Genomic DNA, 17592 nt, shown 5'->3' with positions numbered 1-17592 from the left:
CTTCCTCACTCGACGGGCGGCTTGATCTGGGTGGCCCCCGTGGGTGCCCCGGACACCGCGGGTGCTGTGGTGCGGACGCGCTCCGCCTTGGTCTCGCCCGGCTGCGGCAGGTGTACGTCCAGGACCTCGACGTTGACCTCGATGACCTCGAGCCCGATCAGGTCGGTGAGGGCGTCGTAGACAGCGACCCGCACGGCGTCCGCGAGCGCGTGGAGGGCGTAGCCGTACTCGGCGACGAGGCTGATGTCCACCGCGAGCTGGGTCTGCCCGACCTCCACCTTGACGCCGTGGGACGGGTCGCTCGCTCCGACGGCGTCGCGGATCGCCCCGAGCGCGCGCCCGGCACCGGGCCCCAGGGCGTGGACGCCCGGCACCGAGCGGGCGGCGATGGTCGCGATCTTCATGGCGGCGGGATCACCGATGACGGTCCGGCCGGCCGGTGCGCCGGGGAGGACGGGCAGTGGCCGCCCCATGGGTTGCTCGGTCATCGACGTGGACCCCTTTCGCTTGTGCCCAGCCTAAGCCACCGCACCCGGCGCCGGGCAGGAGGGCCCGCGGCCCCGCGCCGCCCGGGGCCGGAGCGGCGCGGGGCCGCGGGCCTCAGGAACTCGTGCAGTGCTTCCCGAGCCACTCCTGCACGGGCACCATGGCGCGGCGGAAGCGTTTCTCGTCGAAGGTGCCGGAGCCCTTGGGGGGCGCCTCCACGGAGTACGCGAGGGTGGTGAAGTCGTCGTGCAGCTCGGCCGGGACCTTGTCCCTCAGATCGAGGATCTGCTGCTCCAGGGCGAGCAGTTCCTCCGGATCCGTGGTGGAGCGCAGACTCAGCGGCGCGAGCATGGCGGTAGTGACCCCGCCGGCCACCATCACGCAGTGCGGATCGGACGCCGTCGCGGTCGCCGTGCCGGCGCCGCTGCCGGATGCGGTGGACGGGGGTGTCCCGGTGACGGCACCGGCCGACGGGCTGGCCGGCATGGTGAGCATGGTCTCCTCGGGCGAGGGCGAACCCGGACTGCATCCGGTGAGGGCCACGGCGAGCGCACACAGCCCGGCCGCGGAGTGCAGGAGTCTCACAGGTGCCCTTTCGTCTCGGCGCGATCCCGGAGGTTCAACGCGTGAAGCCTCCACTACTCTCCCAGGTGGTTCTCCTGGGCAACTGGAAGGACGGCGAGTCCGTCGGGAGGTGTCCCGCGTGATGCTACGGCGCGAACCACCGCATTGGCTGGGAGAGCGGAGGCCGCATCGGAACCGGGCACGAAAAAACCCCGCGTTCCGAAAGGGGAACTACGGGGTTTTGCGGTGGCTCCGACCGGCGTCGATCCGGTGACCTTTCGATTTTCAGTCGAACGCTCTACCAACTGAGCTACAGAGCCTTGCGACCATCGCGATGATGATCACCGTATCCAGCCCGGCCGGCTCCCCGAAGGGATCCAGCCGCCTGAGCGACCCTGACGGGACTTGAACCCGCGACCTCCGCCGTGACAGGGCGGCGCGCTAACCAACTGCGCTACAGGGCCTTGCTAACTTCACTTGCTCGTTTGCAAGAGTTCCAGCCTACCAGCACTTTTCGTGCCGTTCGACCGCCCGCGAGGGCGTCTCCTGCGTACCCCCAACGGGATTCGAACCCGTGCCGCCGCCGTGAAAGGGCGGTGTCCTAGGCCGCTAGACGATGGGGGCCCGGACCACAGTTCGGGTTCCTGCGACCTTCCGGAGTGCAAACATTTCCGGCGGATCTTTCCCTGTCGTGGACCTATAAAACTATAGGGGCACTTCCGCGATTACACAAAATCGCCGACGGGCGGGCGGGCCGAGGGGTGCACGGCGTCCGGCGGGACCACACGGGACGCTCGGTACGATCAGGGCGTGCCGTTCAATGTATCGCGTGAAGAGTTCGAGGAAGCCGTCGACGACGCCATCGACCTGATTCCCGACGATCTCGCCCGCGCCATGGACAACGTGGCGATCTTCGTGGTGGAGGAGTACGAGCCCGCACCGGGCGAGCCGGCCGACACCGAACTGCTGGGCCTCTACGAGGGGACACCGCTCACCGAGCGCGACTCGTGGTGGGATGCCGGGTCGCTGCCGGACCGCATCAGCATCTTCAGGGGACCCCTCATGCGCCTGTGCGCATCCCGCGAGGAACTGGTGGAGGAGATCCTGGTGACCGTGGTCCATGAGGTGGCTCACCACTTCGGCATCGACGACGAGCGGCTCCACGAACTCGGCTGGAACTGACGCGACACGCGGTCGCATGCGGCGGCAAATGACACGAGTGTTGTTTAGGATACTGGTGTGGCACCTGTTGCCATTGTGACTGATGCGCCCTAGGGTCAGCTCTGTGTTGGCCGTCCGCCAGCGACGGATCCCGGCGAAAGAGCGTTGCAGCGTGCAGTCATCGAGAACTTCCCTCCTCCGCAGGATCACCCCGGTCCTGGCCGCCGCCGTCCTGATCGGCTGCACCGCCGGTACGGCCCTGGCGGCTCCCGCGCTCGAGCCGCCCCCCGCCACAGCGCTCCCCTCCGCCGACGACATCCGGCGCGCACAGGACGACGCCGATGCTGCCGCGGGGCTCGTCACGGAGATCGAGGGCATCATCACGGCGGCAGGCGAGCAGCTCCAGGAGGCGCAGCTGACCGCGTTCCGCTCCCAGAACACCTACAACGTCGCCCTCGCCGTCCTCCAGGAGCGCCGCACCGCCGCCGACCTGGCGGACCGGCGTGCGGCGGACGCGGCGCGGAAGCACGACGCCGCCGAGCAGCAGGTCGGCCGGCTCGCCGGTGACCTCTACCGCTCCGGCGGGATGAACCCCGGGATCGAGAGCGTGCTCGACGGCAGCGGCCCCGAGGAGGTCATGTACCGGGCCTCGACCCTGTACGGGCTGTCCAGCAGCAGCACGCGCACCCTGCAGGATGCCGAGTCCGCCAGTGAGGCCTGGGTGTCGCTGACCGAGGACGCGGTGGCTGCACGGCAGGCCGCCCAGGAGGCGGCGGACCTCGCCGCAGCGGCCGGCGACGACGCCCGGGACGCGGCCGAGGACGCGGAGGAGCTCGTGGCCCGGAAGGAAGCCGAGCGCTCCACCCTCGTGGGCCAGCTCGCCACCCTGCGGAACACCACCGCCGCGCTCGAGGACAGGCGCGTCGCGGGCCTCGAGCAGGACCGGCGCGAGCGCGACCTCGCAAGGACCATCGCGGAGTCCACCGCCGCGGCTGCGCCGGCACCCGACCCCGGCCCGCCCGCAGGCACTCCCCCGCTGCGTGAGCCCGCTCCGATGGTGTCCCCTGTCCGGACGCCGCAGCCGGCTGCCGTCACACCGGCGCCCCCGGCACCCGGGCCCGTCCAGGTCGCACCCGCACCCGTCCGGCCGGCCCCGGCACAGCCCGTCCCTGCTCCGCCCGCCCCGCCGGCTCCGGTTCGGCCGGCCCCCGCTCCGCCGGCCCCGCCGGCCCCGGTTCGGCCGGCTCCGATTCAGCCGGCCCCGGCTCCGCCGGCTCCGATTCAGCCGGCCCCCGCGCCCACCCCGGTCCGTCCCGCCCCGGCACCGCCGTCAGGGACTGGCGCCGGGGCCGCCGCCATGAGCTACGCGCTGTCGAAGACGGGGGACCCCTACCACTACGCCTGGGGCGATAACGGTCCGCGCGGCTACGACTGCTCCGGACTCACCCAGCAGGCTTTCGCGTCCGCCGGCGTGGCCCTGCCGCGGACCGCGGCGCAGCAGTACTCGGCCGTGCAGCATGTGCCGCTGTCGCAGATGCGGCCCGGCGACCTGGTGTTCTGGGGCAGCGGCGCCGACATCTGGCACGTCGCGATCTACCTCGGCGGCAACAGGGTGGTCAACGCGCTGAATCCCGAGCAGGGCATCCTCGTCACGGACCTCGCCTCGATGGGCGGCATGGGACCGCTGAACCCCTCCGCGGGACGCGTCTGAGCGCTGCTCCTACCGGGCCGGAGCGATCATCGGCCCGAAGGAGCTGCGGTCGTCGAGGCGGGGGTCGGCCTTGTCCGGCACGATCAGCACCGGCCCGCGGGCGTGGTGCAGGACTCCCTGGCTCGTGGAGCCCATGAGCATCCCCGCGAACCCTCCGCGACCCCGCGTACCGACCACGAGCAGTTCCGACGTGGCGGAGGCCTCGATGAGCACTTCCGCCGGAGGTCCGTCCACGAGGTCCACCCGGATGTCGACGTCGGGAAAATGGCTCTTGAGCCAGTCGCGGCCTGCGGCGAGCTGGACGGCGAGGTCCGCGTGCAGCGCCTCCCGGTCCACGGGCGCCGGCACCCAGGCGAGGGAGCCGTTGAACGGCGCCACCGAGCAGACGACGCGGAGCGCCAGCCCTCGCGACCGGGCTTCCTCGGCTGCGGCCAGGGAGGCCGTGCGTGCCTGCTCCGAGCCGTCGACGCCGACGACCACGACGGGCTCCACCGGCGCGGCCGCCTGGTCCCTGTCCCTGCGCGGCTTCCGGTCCAGCTCCGGATGGCCGAGGCGCGCCCCGGTGCACACGGGGATGACCGCCGTCGGACACTTGGCGTGCGCGGGCAGGGCGCTGCTGACGGAGCCGAGGAGGCGGCCCACGAAACCGCCGCGGCCCCGCGAGCCCACCACCATGAGCTCTGCTTCCTCGGAGAGGTCGAGGAGCACGCCCGCGGCGTCGCCCGTCTCGATCCTGGGGTGCACGTCCACGCCCATCCCCTCGAGGTGCGTCAGCGCCTCGTCGAGGACGGCCCGCGCGCTCTCCCGGATGACGTCGTCGTCCACGGTGGCGTAGCCGGCGTCCATGCTCGACGCCGCGAAGACCGGGACCGTGTACGCGGTCACCACGTACAGCGGCGACGCGCGCCGTTCCGCCTCGCGCGCGGCCCAGAGAAGGGCGCACGTGCTCCGGTCCGACCCGTCCACGCCGACGACGATCCCGTGCTGCGCCAGCCCGTGCGACAGGCCTTCTGCATGCTCGCTGTCCACGGCAAGCCTCCCTCGGTTGCGTGTCCCACCGCCTGTAGCGGTCGGTCCCTCATTTGTAGCGCACCGGCTCGGCCGCGGTCCATCCACCGGTCCGTTCACGGTCTGTTCACGGTCTGAAAAGTTATATAGGCTGCGAAGACCCGTTGCGGGGGCCGGGCCATGAGCCGGTTGCCTCTGTGCGTAGTGCTCTTGGATGACCCGTTCGCAGCCAAGAGTCCGTACGGTCCGGAAGAGGCGCCGGACCGTACGGGACCATTGCTCAGTGGAGAGGTGACCCGGTGGATTCCCTGCCCCTTGACCCGGTCCGCTCTGCGTCCACGCCCCCAGCGTCCGCGGAGCACACGAGCACCGTGGTCATCGGCTCGGGACTCTCCGGCCTCGCCGTCGCCAGCGAACTCAGCCGCCGCGGTATCAGCTCGATCGTGGTCGAGAGCCTCGAATGCTCCGACTCCGGCGCCATGCGCACCGTCATGACGGACTCCGTCTCCCTGTCCGAGCGGACCGAACTGATGCGGCTCCTCCGCGCCTATGCCGCCTCCCACCGGCTGGACGTCCGGCAGACCACCGTCGCGGAACACCTCAGCATCATCGGTCACCCGAAGCTCATCCAGGGCCCCGTAGGGCGCAAGAAATGGGCCGTGCAGACCGCCGACGGCGTCCTCCTCGCCGACCACGTGGTCCTGACGAAATACCCGCAGAACGAGTTGCGGAGGTTCCTGCGCTCCATGGGCATCGCGATCGGCAGGGACCTCAAGGCCGCCCTGCGCGCGATCGGCCTGCACCTCGTCGGCGTCGGGGAAGTGCTGACACCCACCACGCGCGAGATCGTGCGGCAGGCGAAACTCGTGAGCGACGCGATCGTGGCCCAGGGGCCGGCGGCGCTCAACCGGATCGTTCCGCCCCGCGCGGCGATCTCACCGCTGAGGGCGTAGGTTCCCGGTCCCGCCGGACGGGGCCCGCCGGCGCTACTGCCGGCCGGCGCCGAGCCGGCGGCGGGCGGTGACGGCGAGCGCGACGGCGATGACCACCAGGACCCCGATCATCAGCACGATGCTCCACGGGAAATCGCTCACCCCGGCCGCCTGCGTCTCGTTGTCAGGCGCGTCCTGTGCGTCGACGGGCCCGGCGGTGCTCACCGCATCCGGCACCGTCGTCGAGCCCTGCTGGGTCCGGAAGGCGAAGGTGCCCTCGATCGGGTGCGAGTCCGAACTCACCACGCGCCAGTTGACGGTGTACGAGCCGGCCGGCGCGCCGGACCGCAGCGGCTGGCTGGCGGACCGGTCCACGATCGACACGGGGCCGTCGGCCCAGTCGGTCCCCGCCTCGTCGAGGACCTGGACCTGCGCGCCGATCCCGGACGGGACGTTCGAGAAGTCGAGCTCGAGGGTGGGCGGCAGCACCTCCACCGTGGCGCCCTCGGCAGGGTTGCTGCCGGTCAGTTCATCGTGCGCGTTCGCCGCACCCCCCGTGCCGAGGAGCACGGCGAGGACGAGCAGGACGGCGGGCACGATCGCGGCGAGGGGGCGGAAGGGGCGACGACGCGCCGACCGGGGGCGTCGGGCATGCAGGAGGGCGGACATGGTCCAACCCTACGCGGAGTCCCTGACCGGGTGCTGGGACGGCGGCCGTCATGAACCGCGTCCGTCGAGGGGCCCGGGATAGACTTCTCCCGACCACCCCCTCCCCTTCGCCCGAGGATCCCCCATGCTCAGAACTGGTTCCGTGCTGGATCGCTACTTCGACATCACGCAGCGGGGGTCCACGTTCTCGCGGGAGATCCGCGGCGGTCTCGCCACCTTCTTCGCCATGAGCTACATCGTGGTGCTCAACCCGCTCATCCTCGCCGGTGCCGACTCCTCCGGAGCTGAGCTCGGCTTCGAACGCGTCGCCGCCGTGACGGCGCTCGTGGCGGGCATCCTGACGATCGTCATGGGTGCCTGGGCCAGGTACCCGTTCGCGCTGGCCACGGGGCTCGGCGTCAACGCCTTCGTCGCCATCACCGTGGCGACCAACCCGGGCCTCACGTGGGCGGACATCATGGGTCTCGTGATGCTCGCCGGGCTCACCATGCTCGTGCTGGTCCTCACGGGCTTCCGGACGGCGGTCTTCAACGCGGTGCCCGAGAGCCTCAAGACCGCGATCGTGGTGGGCATCGGCCTGTTCATCGCCCTGATCGGCCTCGTCAACGCGGGCTTCGTGCGCCGCGTACCCGACGTCGCGAACACCACCGTGCCCGTGGGCCTCGGCTTCGGCGGCGTGCTCATCGGCTGGCCCACCCTGGTCTTCGTCTTCGGCCTCATCCTGACCATCGCCCTCGTGGTCCGCCGGGTGCGCGGCGCCATCCTCATCGGCGTGCTCGCCGCGACCGCCCTCGCCGTGGTGCTCGAGGCCGTGTTCGACGTCGGCCCCAGCGTCGCGCCGGGCCAGGAACTGAACCCCGCGGGCTGGTCGCTCGTGGTGCCCGAACTGCCCGCCGGGTCGTGGGTGGGCGTGCCCGATCTCAGCCTCGTGGGCAACGTGAGCTTGTTCGGCGCGTTCGGCCACCTCGGTGGCACCGCCGCCGTCCTGTTGACCTTCACCATCCTGCTCAGCATCTTCTTCGACGCCATGGGCACGATGGTGGGCCTCGCGAACGAGGCGAAGCTCGTCGACGCCAAGGGCAACATCCCCGGCGTGAACCGGGTCCTGGTGGTCGACGCGCTCGGTGCGGTCGCCGGCGGTGCGGGCTCGGTGTCCTCCAACCAGATCTACGTCGAATCCGGCGCCGGGATCGGCGAGGGCGCCCGCACGGGGCTCGCGAACGTCGTCACGGGCCTGCTGTTCCTGCTCGCGATGTTCTTCACGCCGCTCATCAGCCTCGTCCCGTTCGAGGCCGTGGCCCCCGCCCTGGTGGTGGTGGGCTTCATGATGGTGGCCCAGGTGGGGCGGATCGACTTCGAGGACTGGGGTGTCGCGATCCCGGCCTTCCTCACGTTCACCCTCATGCCGTTCACCTACTCGATCGCCAACGGCCTCGGCGCGGGCTTCATCGCCTTCGTGCTGATCCGCGCGATCCAGGGCCGCGGGCGCGAGGTGCACCCGCTGATGTGGGCCGTCGCGGCGGCGTTCGTCGTGTTCTTCGGCATCGGGCCCATCGAGCAGCTGCTCGGCATCTGATCACCGCGTGCCGCCCCGGGAGAGCGACGACGGCGGGTGGGGCCGCCGTCGTCGCTGGTTCCCGGGAGGGCCGGGCCCGGCTCAGCGCGCGGACCAGCCGCCGTCCATGACGTAGGAGGACCCCGTCACCATCCCGGCGTCGTCGCCCGCCAGCCAGGCGACGAGCGAGGCGACCTCCTCCGGTTCCACGAGCCGCTTGATCGCCGACTCGGTGAGCATGATCCGCTCGAGCACCTCCTCCTCGCTGATGCCGTGCACGCGTGCCTGGTCCGCCAGCTGGTTCTCCACGAGAGGGGTGCGGACGTAGCCGGGGTTGACGCAGTTGCTCGTGACGCCGTGCGCCCCGCCCTCGAGGGCGGTGACCTTGGAGAGCCCCTCGAGGCCGTGCTTGGCCGTGACGTAGGCGGCCTTGAACGGCGAGGCCCGCAGCCCGTGGACCGAGGAGATGTTGATGATCCGGCCGGAGCCCCGGGCGTACATCCCCGGCAGGGCGGCGCGGATCAGGAGGAACGGCACCTCGACCATGAGCCGCTGGATGCGCCGGAAGTCCTCGGGATCGAAGTCCTCGAGCGGGCTGACGGTCTGGATGCCCGCGTTGTTCACGAGGATGTCGGCCTCGAGGGTCAGGGTCTCGAGCGCCCCCGTGTCGAGCAGGTCGACCGCCCACGCCTCGCCGCCGAGGTCGGCGGCCAGCTCCGCCGCGCCGGCCTCGTCGCGGTCGGCGACGACGACGTGCGCTCCCCGTCCGGCGAGTGCGCGGGCGCAGGCCGCGCCGATCCCGCTCGCGCCGCCCGTGATGACGGCGCGGCGCCCGGACAGGGGTCCGGCGGTCAGGGCCGTCGCGGGTCGGGACGCCGTCGTGCTCATGGCCTGGCCTGTCCCACGAGCGGCTCGTCCAGTCCGTGGCGGCGGGCGTCCTCCGCGTCGACCTCGCGGAGTGATGCCCCGCGGGTCTCCTTGAGGGTCAGCACCGCGACCAGGGTGATGCCGCAGGCCGCCACGAGGTAGAGGGCCACGGGCACCCAGCTGTCGTATTCCTGCAGGAGGGCGGTCGCGATGATCGGCGCGAGCGAGCCCGCGAGGATCGAGGTCACCTGGTACCCCAGGGAGACGCCGGAGTACCGCATGCGCGTCGGGAACATCTCCGACATGATGGCCGGCTGCCCCGCGTACATGAAGGCGTGGAAGACGAGGCCGATCGTGACGGCGAGGATGATCAGGAAGGGGTTCAGGGTGTCGAACAGCGGGAAGGCGAAGAACGCCCACGTGGCACCGAGGACCACCCCGACGAGGTAGACCGGCTTGCGGCCGAACGCGTCGGACAGCCTGCCCACCTGCGGGATGACGGCGAAGTGGACCACGTGCGCGATCAGGAGGGCCAGCAGGAGCTGGGAGGTGTCGTACTGGTGCACCGTCTTCAGGTAGACGATCGTGAAGCTGACGATGATGTAGTAGAGGATGTTCTCGGCGAATCGCAGTCCCATCGCTCCGAGGACACCCCTGGGGTACCGCTTGACCACTTCGAGGACGCCGTAGCTGACCGCCTTCTCGGATTCGATCTTCTCGCGAGCCTCGAGGAAGATCGGGGCCTCGCTGACGTGCGTCCGGATGTAGTAGCCGATCACCACGATGATCGCGGAGACCCAGAACGCCACGCGCCAGCCCCAGCTGAGGAACTCGTCCTGCGGCAGGATCCAGCTCATGCCCAGCAGCACGAGCGTGGCGAGGAGGTTGCCCACCGGGACGGCCGCCTGCGGCCAGCTGGACCAGAACCCGCGGGACCGGTCGGGGCTGTGCTCGGCGACGAGGAGCACGGCGCCGCCCCACTCCCCGCCGACGGCGAAGCCCTGGATGAAGCGCAGGATCACCAGCAGTGCAGGGGCCCAGTAGCCGATCGAGTCGAACCCGGGCAGGCAGCCCATGAGGAACGTGGCGACGCCGACGAGGATGATGGTGAGCTGCAGCGTGTGCTTGCGGCCGAGCTTGTCGCCGATCTGCCCGAAGACGATCCCGCCGAGCGGCCGGGCCACGAAACCGACGGCGTACGTGAGGAAGGCCGCGATGATGCCGTCGAGTTCGGAGCCGGCGTTGGGGAAGAAGAAGGTCCCGAAGACCAGGCTCGCCGCCGTGGCATAGAGGAAGAACTCGTACCACTCGACGACCGTCCCGACCATGGCGGCCGCGACGATCCGCTTGAGGCCCGACGCCTCCGTGCCCGATCCGTCGTCCTGCCGGTTCCCGGGGGTGTTCGAGCGCTGATTGACGCTCATGGAGATCTCCTCTGTCGACGCTGACATGGGCCCGTACGTCAAGGCCCCGATGGGTTTCTTCGAGTATCCCTGCACCCTTTCGGTCCGCCAATGGCCAGATCGGCACCCTGACTCTGCAATACTGCAGATGTGCTCCCACCCAATGCCCAGGATCTCGTGGTGCTGCTCGCCGTCGCGCAGAGCGGGCGGTTCACCACGGCCGGTGAGGCGCTGGGGCTGAACCACACCACGGTGTCGCGGCGCATCGCGGCCCTCGAGAAGGCGCTCGGCGGGCGGGTGCTCGCCCGCGGCAGCGGCGGCTGGGAGCTGACGGACCTGGGCCGCCGGGCGGCGGACGCTGCGGCCGTCGTCGCGGAGGCGGTCGCCCGGCTGGGCGACGACGACGGCGCGCTCTCGGGCGTGGTGCGGATGAGCGCCACGGACGGCTTCAGCGCCCTCATCGCCGCACCGGCCTTCGCCCGGCTCCGGGCCGCCCACCCCCGGCTCAGCATCGAGATCATCACCGCGACACGGCGGGCCTCGCAGACGCGGACCGGCCTCGACTTCGAGGTGGTGGTCGGCGAGCCGCAGGTACATCGGGCGGAGGCGGAGCGGCTGGGCACGTACGTCCTCGGGCTCTACGCGTCCGAGGAGTACCTCGCGGCGCACGGCGCGCCGGGCACGCTGGAGGAGGCCATGCGCCACCCGCTCGTGTACTTCATCGACTCGATGCTGCAGGTCGACAGCCTGGACGCGCCCCGGCGGCTCCTGCCCTCCATGCGCGACGCCCTGAGCTCGACCAACGTCTTCGTGCACGTCGAGGCCACCCGGGCGGGTGCGGGGCTCGGCTTGCTGCCGTGCTTCATGGCCGACCGGCACGCCGACCTCGTGCGCCTCCTTCCCGCCGACGTCGCGGAGGAACTCGACTACTGGCTCGTGGTCCGGGCGGACGCCCTGCGGCAGCCCGCGGTGGCCGCCGTGGTCGACGCGCTGCGGCACGCGACCGCGGCGATGGAGCCGCAACTCCTGGGCCGCTGACGGCCGCTGCCTCGTCTGCCCTCGCCTGCCCTCCTCGGACGGGATGCCACAGGGCGCGGCCGGTCGGAGGCGACGGCGGACCCGCTACGAGGCCCCGCCCCTCGGCCGGAGGCGGGTTTCCTCGACGTCGAGGACGCGCTGCGCCCTCTCGAGGACGCGCGAGGAGTAGGTGCCGCGGGCCCTGGCGGCGAGCAGCGCCTGCCGCTCCGCCTCGAGGACGGCGAGCCGGAGGTCCCTGTACTGGCGGTGCGGGGAGCGCACGAGCCGCTGCTCCGGCAGCCGCGCCTTCTCCCACTCGAACTCCGATCGCATCCCGGTGTCGGCCCGGACGCGGTCAAGCACGTCGTCGTCCACCTCGACGTCCTCGCCCATGATGGCCTGCGGATCGTCCAGCACGCGCAGGCCCTCGGTGCGCAGTTCGTCGAACAGGGTGGCGGACTCCTCGCGGTCGGCCTCGATGTCGATCCCTTGGATCTTCAGCACGCGGATGAGCGCCGGCAGGGTGCTGCCCTGCACCAGCAGGGTGGTCACGGCGACGGTGAACGCGATCAGGACGAGTTGCTCCCGGTACGCGAAGGTCTCCGGCAGGGACTGCGCTGCCGCGAGCGTCACCACGCCGCGCATCCCGGACCAGCCGAGCACCGTGGCGCCCTTCCAGCCGAACCCCTCGCGCCGTTCGAGATCGAGGTCCGCCTTGCGCCGGTGGTACAGGCGTGTCAGCGCGCGCCGTCGTCGTTCCTGCCGGGCGTCGAGCGTGCGCAGCTTCCTCAGCCTGCCGAGTCCGCGGCGCAGTTGCAGCGTGCGGCGCTCGGCCCGGCTCGGCAGGCGCCGCATGAGCAGCACGAGGGGGAACACCCAGAGGAAGCGCAACAGGATCAGGGCGAGCGTGGCGGTGAGGCCGATGAGGATGGTCTGCCCGACGGTCAGCAGCGACTGGTCGACGCTCTGGAGCAGTGCGCGGATCTCGAGGCCGATCAGCAGGAACACGCCGTTCTCCAGCAGGAACTGCACCGTCCGCCAGTTCACGTTGTCGGTGATGCGTGCGCGGGCGTCCAGGTGACTCGCGCTGCGGTGGCCCGTGTAGATACCGGCGACCACGACGGCGAGCACCCCCGAGGCGCCCAGCTCCTCGGCGGGCAGGAACGCGATGAAGGGCACGGCCAGGGACAGCGCGGTGTCCAGCACGGGGTCGTCGAGCCGTGACCGGATGAAGACGGTCACGGCCCCGACGGCGTACCCCACCACCACCGCGACCACGACGGCGAAGGCGAAGTCGGCCACGGCGGCACCGAAGCCGCTGAGGGCACCGGCGGAGGCGGCGATGGCGCTGCGCAGGAGTACGAGGGCGGTCGCGTCGTTGACGAGGCCCTCGCCCTCGAGCACGGTGAGCAGCCGCGGGGGCAGGCCGAGGCGGCGGCCGATCGAGGTGGCGGCCACGGCGTCGGGCGGGCTGATGACGGCGCCGACGGCGACCGCGGCCGCGAGACCGAGGCCGGGCAGCAGGGCGTGGAGGAGCAGTCCCGTGGCGAAGGCCGAGACGACGACGAGCGCCACCGAGAGGCTGGCGATCGGGGTGATGTTCCGGCGGAAGTCCGTCACGGGCGTCTTGATCGCCGCGGCGTAGAGCAGGGGCGGCAGGATGCCCGTGAGGATCCATTCGTCGGGGATGCTGAAGTTGGGCACGCCCGGCACGAAGGACAGCCCGATCCCGACGACGACGAGGATCAGCGGTGCGGCCACGCCCACGCGCTTCGAGAGCACCGCGACGCCGACCAGGACGGCGATCCCGATGATACCCAGCAAGCCCAGTTCCACCCGGCCAGCCTAATGGGCGGCAAGCGTGCCGCCCGGGGCGGGTGGCACGCTTGACGATCCCGTGTCCGGGGCCCGACGCAGCGGCGGCTCAGTCCGTGAGGACCTGCGCTCCGGCGGCGAAGGTGCGCACGCGGGCGTCCTGCCAGAGGTGTGCCGGCACTCCCCCGCCGAGCAGTTCGCGGGCGAGGCCCGGGCTCTCCCCGAGGGGTGCGTCGCTCCCGGCGATGATCACGTTGCCGTAGCGCCTGCCCTTCAGCATCGCGGGGTCCGCGATGATCACGGTCGAGGTGAACGCGGCGGCGATGGTCGCGGCCTCCCGCCGGGCCATCGCGAGGTCGGGACCGTCCCCGCAGTTGACCACGTACACGCCGTCGGGCGCGAGCACCCGCCTGGCGGCCCGTGTGAACTCGCGCGTGGTCAGGGGCGCGGGGGTCAGGGCTCCGGCGAACACGTCGCGGATCACCAGGTCGCGGCTGTTCTCGCTCAGGGCTTCGGTCACGGCGCGCGCCTCCCCCACCCGGATCCGGACGAGGGGTGCCCGCGGGAGGTCGAACCACGCGCGCACCAGCTCGGCCAGGCGTCCGTCGAGCTCGACGACGACCTGGCGGGCCTGGGGGTGGCTGGCGGCGAACCGCCGCGCCAGCGAGCAGGCGCCCCCGCCGAGGTGCAGCACGCGGAGGCGGTCGGAGGGCGCCCAGCGGGAGTCGACGAGCGAGGCGATCCACCGCATGTACTCGAAGTCGAGCTGCAGCGGGTCCTCGAGGTCGATGTGCGAGCTGGGCACGCCGTTGATGCGCAGCACCCAGCCGTGCGGGTTGTACGGGTCGGGTTCGAGTTCGCACGTCCCGGTGTCGATGGGGAATTCGCCGATCTCGGGCCGGGGCCCCGTGGGCTTCGCCATCTTCGAGGGCCTCGTCATTCCTGGTCGGGGCGGTGCATCCGGAACATGGGCCGGTGGTGCCATGTCGGTCCGCACAGCATGGACGTGCCGTCCGGCGTGAAACCGTTGCGCACGTAGAAGCGTTCGGCCCGCGGGTTGCCGTTGAGGATCCACAGGTAGGCGGCCCTCGTGCCGATCGCGGTGTCCAGCAGGCGCTGCCCCAGGCCGGTGCCGTGGGTGGAGCGCAGCGTGTAGATGTGGTGCAGCTCGAAGTCGGGCCTGTCCTCGTCGCGCCCGGGCCCGGACGTCGCGATCGCCACCGGCTCGCCGTCGTCGTCGAACGCCAGCCAGCTCCGGGCGCTGCCGGGCGTGCGCGAGGCATCCTCGAAGGCCTTCCTCCGCCGCTCGATCAGGGCCGGCAGCTCCGCGTCGTAGTACTCGTGGTACTCGCGCGGCATGATCTGCTCGTACGTCTCGTGCAGCCCTGCGACGTGCGTGCGGGCGTACGCCTCGGCGTCGTCGACCGTGGCCGGCCGGATGACATAGGGCAGGGTCAGCAGGGGCTGTGTCACCGTGCCAGTTTAGTGGCCTGAAGACACCGAATGCGGCGGACGGCGGACGGCGGTCACGAGTGGCCCTCGAACTGTTCCTGCTCGGCGAGCGCGGCCTCCAGCCGCTCCACCTTGCCGGTCAGCTCGCCGGTGCGCCCGGGGCGGATGTCCGCCTTCAGCACCAGCGACACCCGGCTGCCGTAGCGGGCGACGGCGTCGGTGGCGTTCTTCACGACCGCCATCACCTCGTCCCACTCGCCCTCGATGGTGGTGAACATGGAGTCCGTGGAGTTCGGCAGACCGGATTCGCGCACGACGGCGACCGCTGCGGCGACGGCGTCGTGCACCGACCCGTCGGGGTTCTCGCGGGAGAGGTCGGAGGAGCCGGACGGGGCGACGCTGAAGGCTACGAGCATGGTCCCAGTCTGGCACGCGGGCGCCGGTGCCGGGAGGTCACGCCCCGGTGACCGCCTGCACCAGTTCGTTGACGCCGAGGACGAGGAACACGATCGTGGTGATCGCGAGGAACACGTTCGACAGCCACCGGTTCCGCCACTGGCGGGCCAGGCGGGTGCTGTTGAGCAGCACCAGCAGGGTGATGGCGAGGAACGGCATGAACAGCGAGCCCAGGACACCGTAGAGCAGGATCAGGAAGAACGGACGGCCCAGCAGCAGCAGGAGCATCGGCGGGATCGTGAGCCACAGCATGTAGGCGCGGGCGGGCCTGCTGTGCGAACCGGGGGCGTCGTCGTCCGAGAGGTCGTCCGCCCGCTTGCGGAAGTTCGCCCAGAAGTCGGCGAACATGAGGCTGACGCCGTGCCAGACCCCGAGGAGCGAGGAGAAGGACGACGCCCAGAACCCGACGAGGAAGACCTTCGCCCAGACCACCCCGTAGCGCTCCTCGAGCACCACGCCCATGTCCAGCAGGCCGCGGTCGCCGCTCTGGAGCGAGATGTTCGCGGTGTAGAGCAGTTCGGCGCCGAGGATGAGCATGCACACCACGAAGATGCCGGTCATCGTGTAGGCCACGGAGTTGTCGACCCGCATGACCTTCATCCACTTGGGCCTGTTCCAGCCCTTCTCCCGCAGCCAGTAGCCGTAGGCGGCGAGGGTGATGGTGCCACCGACACCCCCGGCGAGTCCGAGGACGTAGAACACCGACCCCTCCGGGAGGGTCGGCACGAGTCCGGTGAGCATCGAGGGGAGGTTCGGGGTGGCGAGGATGGCGGAGCCCACCACGGAGACGAACATGATGCCGACCATCACCGTCATGATCTTCTCGAAGAGGCCGTACCGGCCGAACCAGACGAGGGCGAGGCCGATCAGCCCGGAGGCGATGGCGAAGGCGTTCAGCGGGACGGCGGGGAACAGCGCCTGGAGCGGGAGGGCCGTCGAGCTCATCGCCGTCGCCCCGTAGACGAAGCCCCAGATGATGATGTACGGGCCGAAGTACCAGCTGGTCCAGGCGCCGAGGGTCCGCCAGCCCTGGAAGATCGTCTTCCCGGTCGCGAGGTACCAGCGGCCCACACCCTCGACGAGGATGATCTTCAGCACACACCCGATCACCGCCGCCCACAGCAGCGCGTACCCGTACTGGCTGCCGGCGATCAGGGTGGCGACGAGGTCACCGGCGCCGACGCCGGTGGCCGCGGCGAGCAGCCCGGGTCCGACGAATCTCCACTTCGGTCTCTCGAGTCCGTCGACGTCGGAATCCACGCGCTCAGCGCTCACCCTGCCCCCTTGAAGTCGTGATGGTCCCGCCGAGCTTAGCAAGCGGGCTGAGCATCTGCGGTGCACTACGGTCTACTCGTGGGCGAGGGCCGCCCGGACGGGAGGGAGCACGCATGCTGGGAGTGCTGGGCGGCTTCGTCGTCGTCGGCGCGGTGATCCTCGTGGGCTACGTCGCCGGGCGCCTCGTGATCGGCGGACCCCAGGCCGGCTTCGCACTGAACCAGGTGGCGTTCTTCGTGACCAACCCCGCGCTGCTCTTCACCGTGCTGGCCGACGCCCACCTCGGGTCCGTCTTCTCCGAGTACCTGCCGATCGCGCTCATCTCATCGCTGGCCATCGCGTCCCTCTACGTGGCGCTGAGCCGGCTGCTGTTCCGCCGGCCCGCGGCGGAGACCGCGATCGGCGCGATGGCGAGCTCGTACGTGAACGCCAACAACATCGGCATCCCGATCACGGTCTACGCCCTCGGCGACGCCACCCTGATCGCCCCCGTCCTGCTCGTCCAGCTGCTCCTGCTGGCCCCGCTCTACCTGACGATCCTCGACCTCACCTCCAGCCGGAAACCCTCCGTCCGCGCGGTGCTGACCCAGCCGTTCCGGAACCCGATGATCATCGCGTCGCTGCTGGGCGTCGCCGTGTCCGCCACGGGATTCCGGCCACCGCCGCCGGTCTGGGACTCGCTCGCCCTGATCGGCGGCGCCGCCGTCCCGATGGTGCTCCTCTCCTTCGGCATGTCCCTCCCCGGGAGCCGCCCCCTCAGGGCCGGGCCGGACCGCCTGCAGGTCCTCACCGCGACGGCCCTCAAGACCGCACTTATGCCCGTCGCTGCATATCTGACCGCCCATCACCTCTTCGGGCTGGACGGCGAGCGCCTGCTGGGCGCCGTCGTCGTGTCCGCCCTGCCCACGGCGCAGAACGTCTTCATGTTCGCCGGCCGCTACGGGCGGGGCATCCCGCTGGCACGCGACACCGTCCTGCTGTCCTCGGCGCTGGCCATCCCGGCGCTCGTCGTCGTCGCTGCCCTCCTCGCCTGACCCGCCTGACCTGCCGGACCGGGCACCCGCGGGCGGGGCGGCACCACTGCCGGACACCGGAGCAGGAATGCTTCGCCGCCCCGCCGTGTTACCACCGGTGGAGTCGAGCTCCGATCGACCTCGACCCCGACGCCTCCCGGTTCTCGACGGCGCAACCGGGGCGACGACCGCCGCACCCCCATGATTG

The 17592-nt window shown here is 71.1% G+C and carries 17 protein-coding genes and 3 tRNA genes; 6 read left to right on the top strand and 14 right to left on the bottom strand.

Annotated elements, in window-relative coordinates:
* Nucleotides 1-5 precede the first annotated feature (5 nt).
* The 5 genes from V6S67_RS01265 to V6S67_RS01245 form a co-directional block, all read right to left on the bottom strand.
* Complete coding sequence (locus tag V6S67_RS01265; RefSeq protein ID WP_334208518.1) at nt 6-488, bottom strand: Asp23/Gls24 family envelope stress response protein; 483 nt, start codon at nt 486-488, stop codon at nt 6-8.
* A 112-nt stretch (nt 489-600) separates the two neighbouring features.
* Nucleotides 601-1071 carry a hypothetical protein gene (locus tag V6S67_RS01260; protein WP_334208517.1) on the bottom strand — a complete coding sequence of 157 codons (471 nt, stop codon included), beginning with the start codon at nt 1069-1071 and terminating at the stop codon, nt 601-603.
* A gap of 226 nt (nt 1072-1297) precedes the next feature.
* Nucleotides 1298-1370 (bottom strand) — tRNA-Phe (locus V6S67_RS01255).
* A gap of 70 nt (nt 1371-1440) precedes the next feature.
* Nucleotides 1441-1514 (bottom strand) — tRNA-Asp (locus V6S67_RS01250).
* An 87-nt stretch (nt 1515-1601) separates the two neighbouring features.
* Nucleotides 1602-1674 (bottom strand) — tRNA-Glu (locus tag V6S67_RS01245).
* Between the two features lie 186 nt (nt 1675-1860).
* Here V6S67_RS01245 and V6S67_RS01240 point away from each other — a divergent pair.
* Together V6S67_RS01240 and V6S67_RS01235 are read left to right on the top strand one after the other, a co-directional pair.
* Complete coding sequence (locus V6S67_RS01240) at nt 1861-2232, top strand: metallopeptidase family protein (RefSeq protein ID WP_334208516.1); 372 nt, start codon at nt 1861-1863, stop codon at nt 2230-2232.
* Nucleotides 2233-2383: 151 nt separating this feature from the next.
* Entirely contained in the window at nt 2384-3922 is a 1539-nt protein-coding gene (locus V6S67_RS01235) for a C40 family peptidase (protein ID WP_334208515.1), read from the top strand.
* Between the two features lie 9 nt (nt 3923-3931).
* Here V6S67_RS01235 and V6S67_RS01230 read toward each other — a convergent pair whose 3' ends face one another.
* Nucleotides 3932-4951, bottom strand: coding sequence for a universal stress protein (locus V6S67_RS01230; protein ID WP_334208514.1), 1020 nt, complete (start codon nt 4949-4951; stop codon nt 3932-3934).
* A gap of 278 nt (nt 4952-5229) precedes the next feature.
* Here V6S67_RS01230 and V6S67_RS01225 point away from each other — a divergent pair, with 278 nt between their 5' ends.
* Complete coding sequence (locus tag V6S67_RS01225) at nt 5230-5883, top strand: FAD-dependent monooxygenase (RefSeq protein WP_334208513.1); 654 nt, start codon at nt 5230-5232, stop codon at nt 5881-5883.
* Nucleotides 5884-5916: 33 nt separating this feature from the next.
* On the opposite strand, the gene V6S67_RS01220 is transcribed toward V6S67_RS01225, so the two are convergent.
* Nucleotides 5917-6531 carry a copper resistance CopC family protein gene (locus V6S67_RS01220; RefSeq protein WP_334208512.1) on the bottom strand — a complete coding sequence of 205 codons (615 nt, stop codon included), beginning with the start codon at nt 6529-6531 and terminating at the stop codon, nt 5917-5919.
* A 124-nt stretch (nt 6532-6655) separates the two neighbouring features.
* Here V6S67_RS01220 and V6S67_RS01215 point away from each other — a divergent pair, with 124 nt between their 5' ends.
* Nucleotides 6656-8107 carry an NCS2 family permease gene (locus V6S67_RS01215; protein ID WP_334208511.1) on the top strand — a complete coding sequence of 484 codons (1452 nt, stop codon included), beginning with the start codon at nt 6656-6658 and terminating at the stop codon, nt 8105-8107.
* A gap of 81 nt (nt 8108-8188) precedes the next feature.
* On the opposite strand, the gene V6S67_RS01210 is transcribed toward V6S67_RS01215, so the two are convergent.
* Nucleotides 8189-8974, bottom strand: a complete 786-nt coding sequence (locus tag V6S67_RS01210) for a 3-hydroxybutyrate dehydrogenase (RefSeq protein ID WP_334208510.1) — start codon at nt 8972-8974, stop codon at nt 8189-8191.
* Complete coding sequence (locus tag V6S67_RS01205; protein ID WP_334208509.1) at nt 8971-10377, bottom strand: MFS transporter; 1407 nt, start codon at nt 10375-10377, stop codon at nt 8971-8973. The genes V6S67_RS01210 and V6S67_RS01205 overlap by 4 nt, the downstream gene beginning before the upstream one ends.
* 129 nt (nt 10378-10506) lie before the next feature.
* Between V6S67_RS01205 and V6S67_RS01200 the strand changes: the two genes are divergently transcribed.
* Nucleotides 10507-11394, top strand: coding sequence for a LysR family transcriptional regulator (locus V6S67_RS01200; RefSeq protein ID WP_334208508.1), 888 nt, complete (start codon nt 10507-10509; stop codon nt 11392-11394).
* An 84-nt stretch (nt 11395-11478) separates the two neighbouring features.
* Here the strand turns inward: V6S67_RS01200 and V6S67_RS01195 are convergent, their stop codons facing one another.
* The 5 genes from V6S67_RS01195 to V6S67_RS01175 all read right to left on the bottom strand — a co-directional run bounded on the left by V6S67_RS01195 (nt 11479) and on the right by V6S67_RS01175 (nt 16371).
* Entirely contained in the window at nt 11479-13209 is a 1731-nt protein-coding gene (locus V6S67_RS01195) for a cation:proton antiporter (protein WP_334208507.1), read from the bottom strand.
* Nucleotides 13210-13297: 88 nt separating this feature from the next.
* The gene (locus tag V6S67_RS01190; RefSeq protein WP_334208506.1) at nt 13298-14110 is read right to left on the bottom strand and encodes a spermidine synthase; all 813 of its coding nucleotides are present in this window, start codon (nt 14108-14110) and stop codon (nt 13298-13300) included.
* A gap of 14 nt (nt 14111-14124) precedes the next feature.
* Nucleotides 14125-14661 carry a GNAT family N-acetyltransferase gene (locus tag V6S67_RS01185; RefSeq protein WP_334208505.1) on the bottom strand — a complete coding sequence of 179 codons (537 nt, stop codon included), beginning with the start codon at nt 14659-14661 and terminating at the stop codon, nt 14125-14127.
* A gap of 53 nt (nt 14662-14714) precedes the next feature.
* Entirely contained in the window at nt 14715-15056 is a 342-nt protein-coding gene (locus V6S67_RS01180) for a thiamine-binding protein (protein ID WP_334208504.1), read from the bottom strand.
* A gap of 37 nt (nt 15057-15093) precedes the next feature.
* On the bottom strand, nt 15094-16371 hold the full coding sequence (locus V6S67_RS01175; protein ID WP_334208503.1) for an Nramp family divalent metal transporter: 1278 nt from the start codon (nt 16369-16371) through the stop codon (nt 15094-15096).
* A gap of 113 nt (nt 16372-16484) precedes the next feature.
* On the opposite strand from V6S67_RS01175, the gene V6S67_RS01170 reads away from it, so the two are divergent.
* Nucleotides 16485-17405 carry an AEC family transporter gene (locus tag V6S67_RS01170; RefSeq protein WP_334208502.1) on the top strand — a complete coding sequence of 307 codons (921 nt, stop codon included), beginning with the start codon at nt 16485-16487 and terminating at the stop codon, nt 17403-17405.
* The last annotated feature ends 187 nt before the right edge of the window (nt 17406-17592 follow it).

It is taken from the genome of Arthrobacter sp. Soc17.1.1.1, from assembly GCF_036867195.1.
Lineage (GTDB): Bacteria > Actinomycetota > Actinomycetes > Actinomycetales > Micrococcaceae > Arthrobacter_D.
The sequence above is the reverse complement of the archived record's forward strand: the minus strand, read 5'-3'. Positions and strand labels throughout refer to the sequence as shown.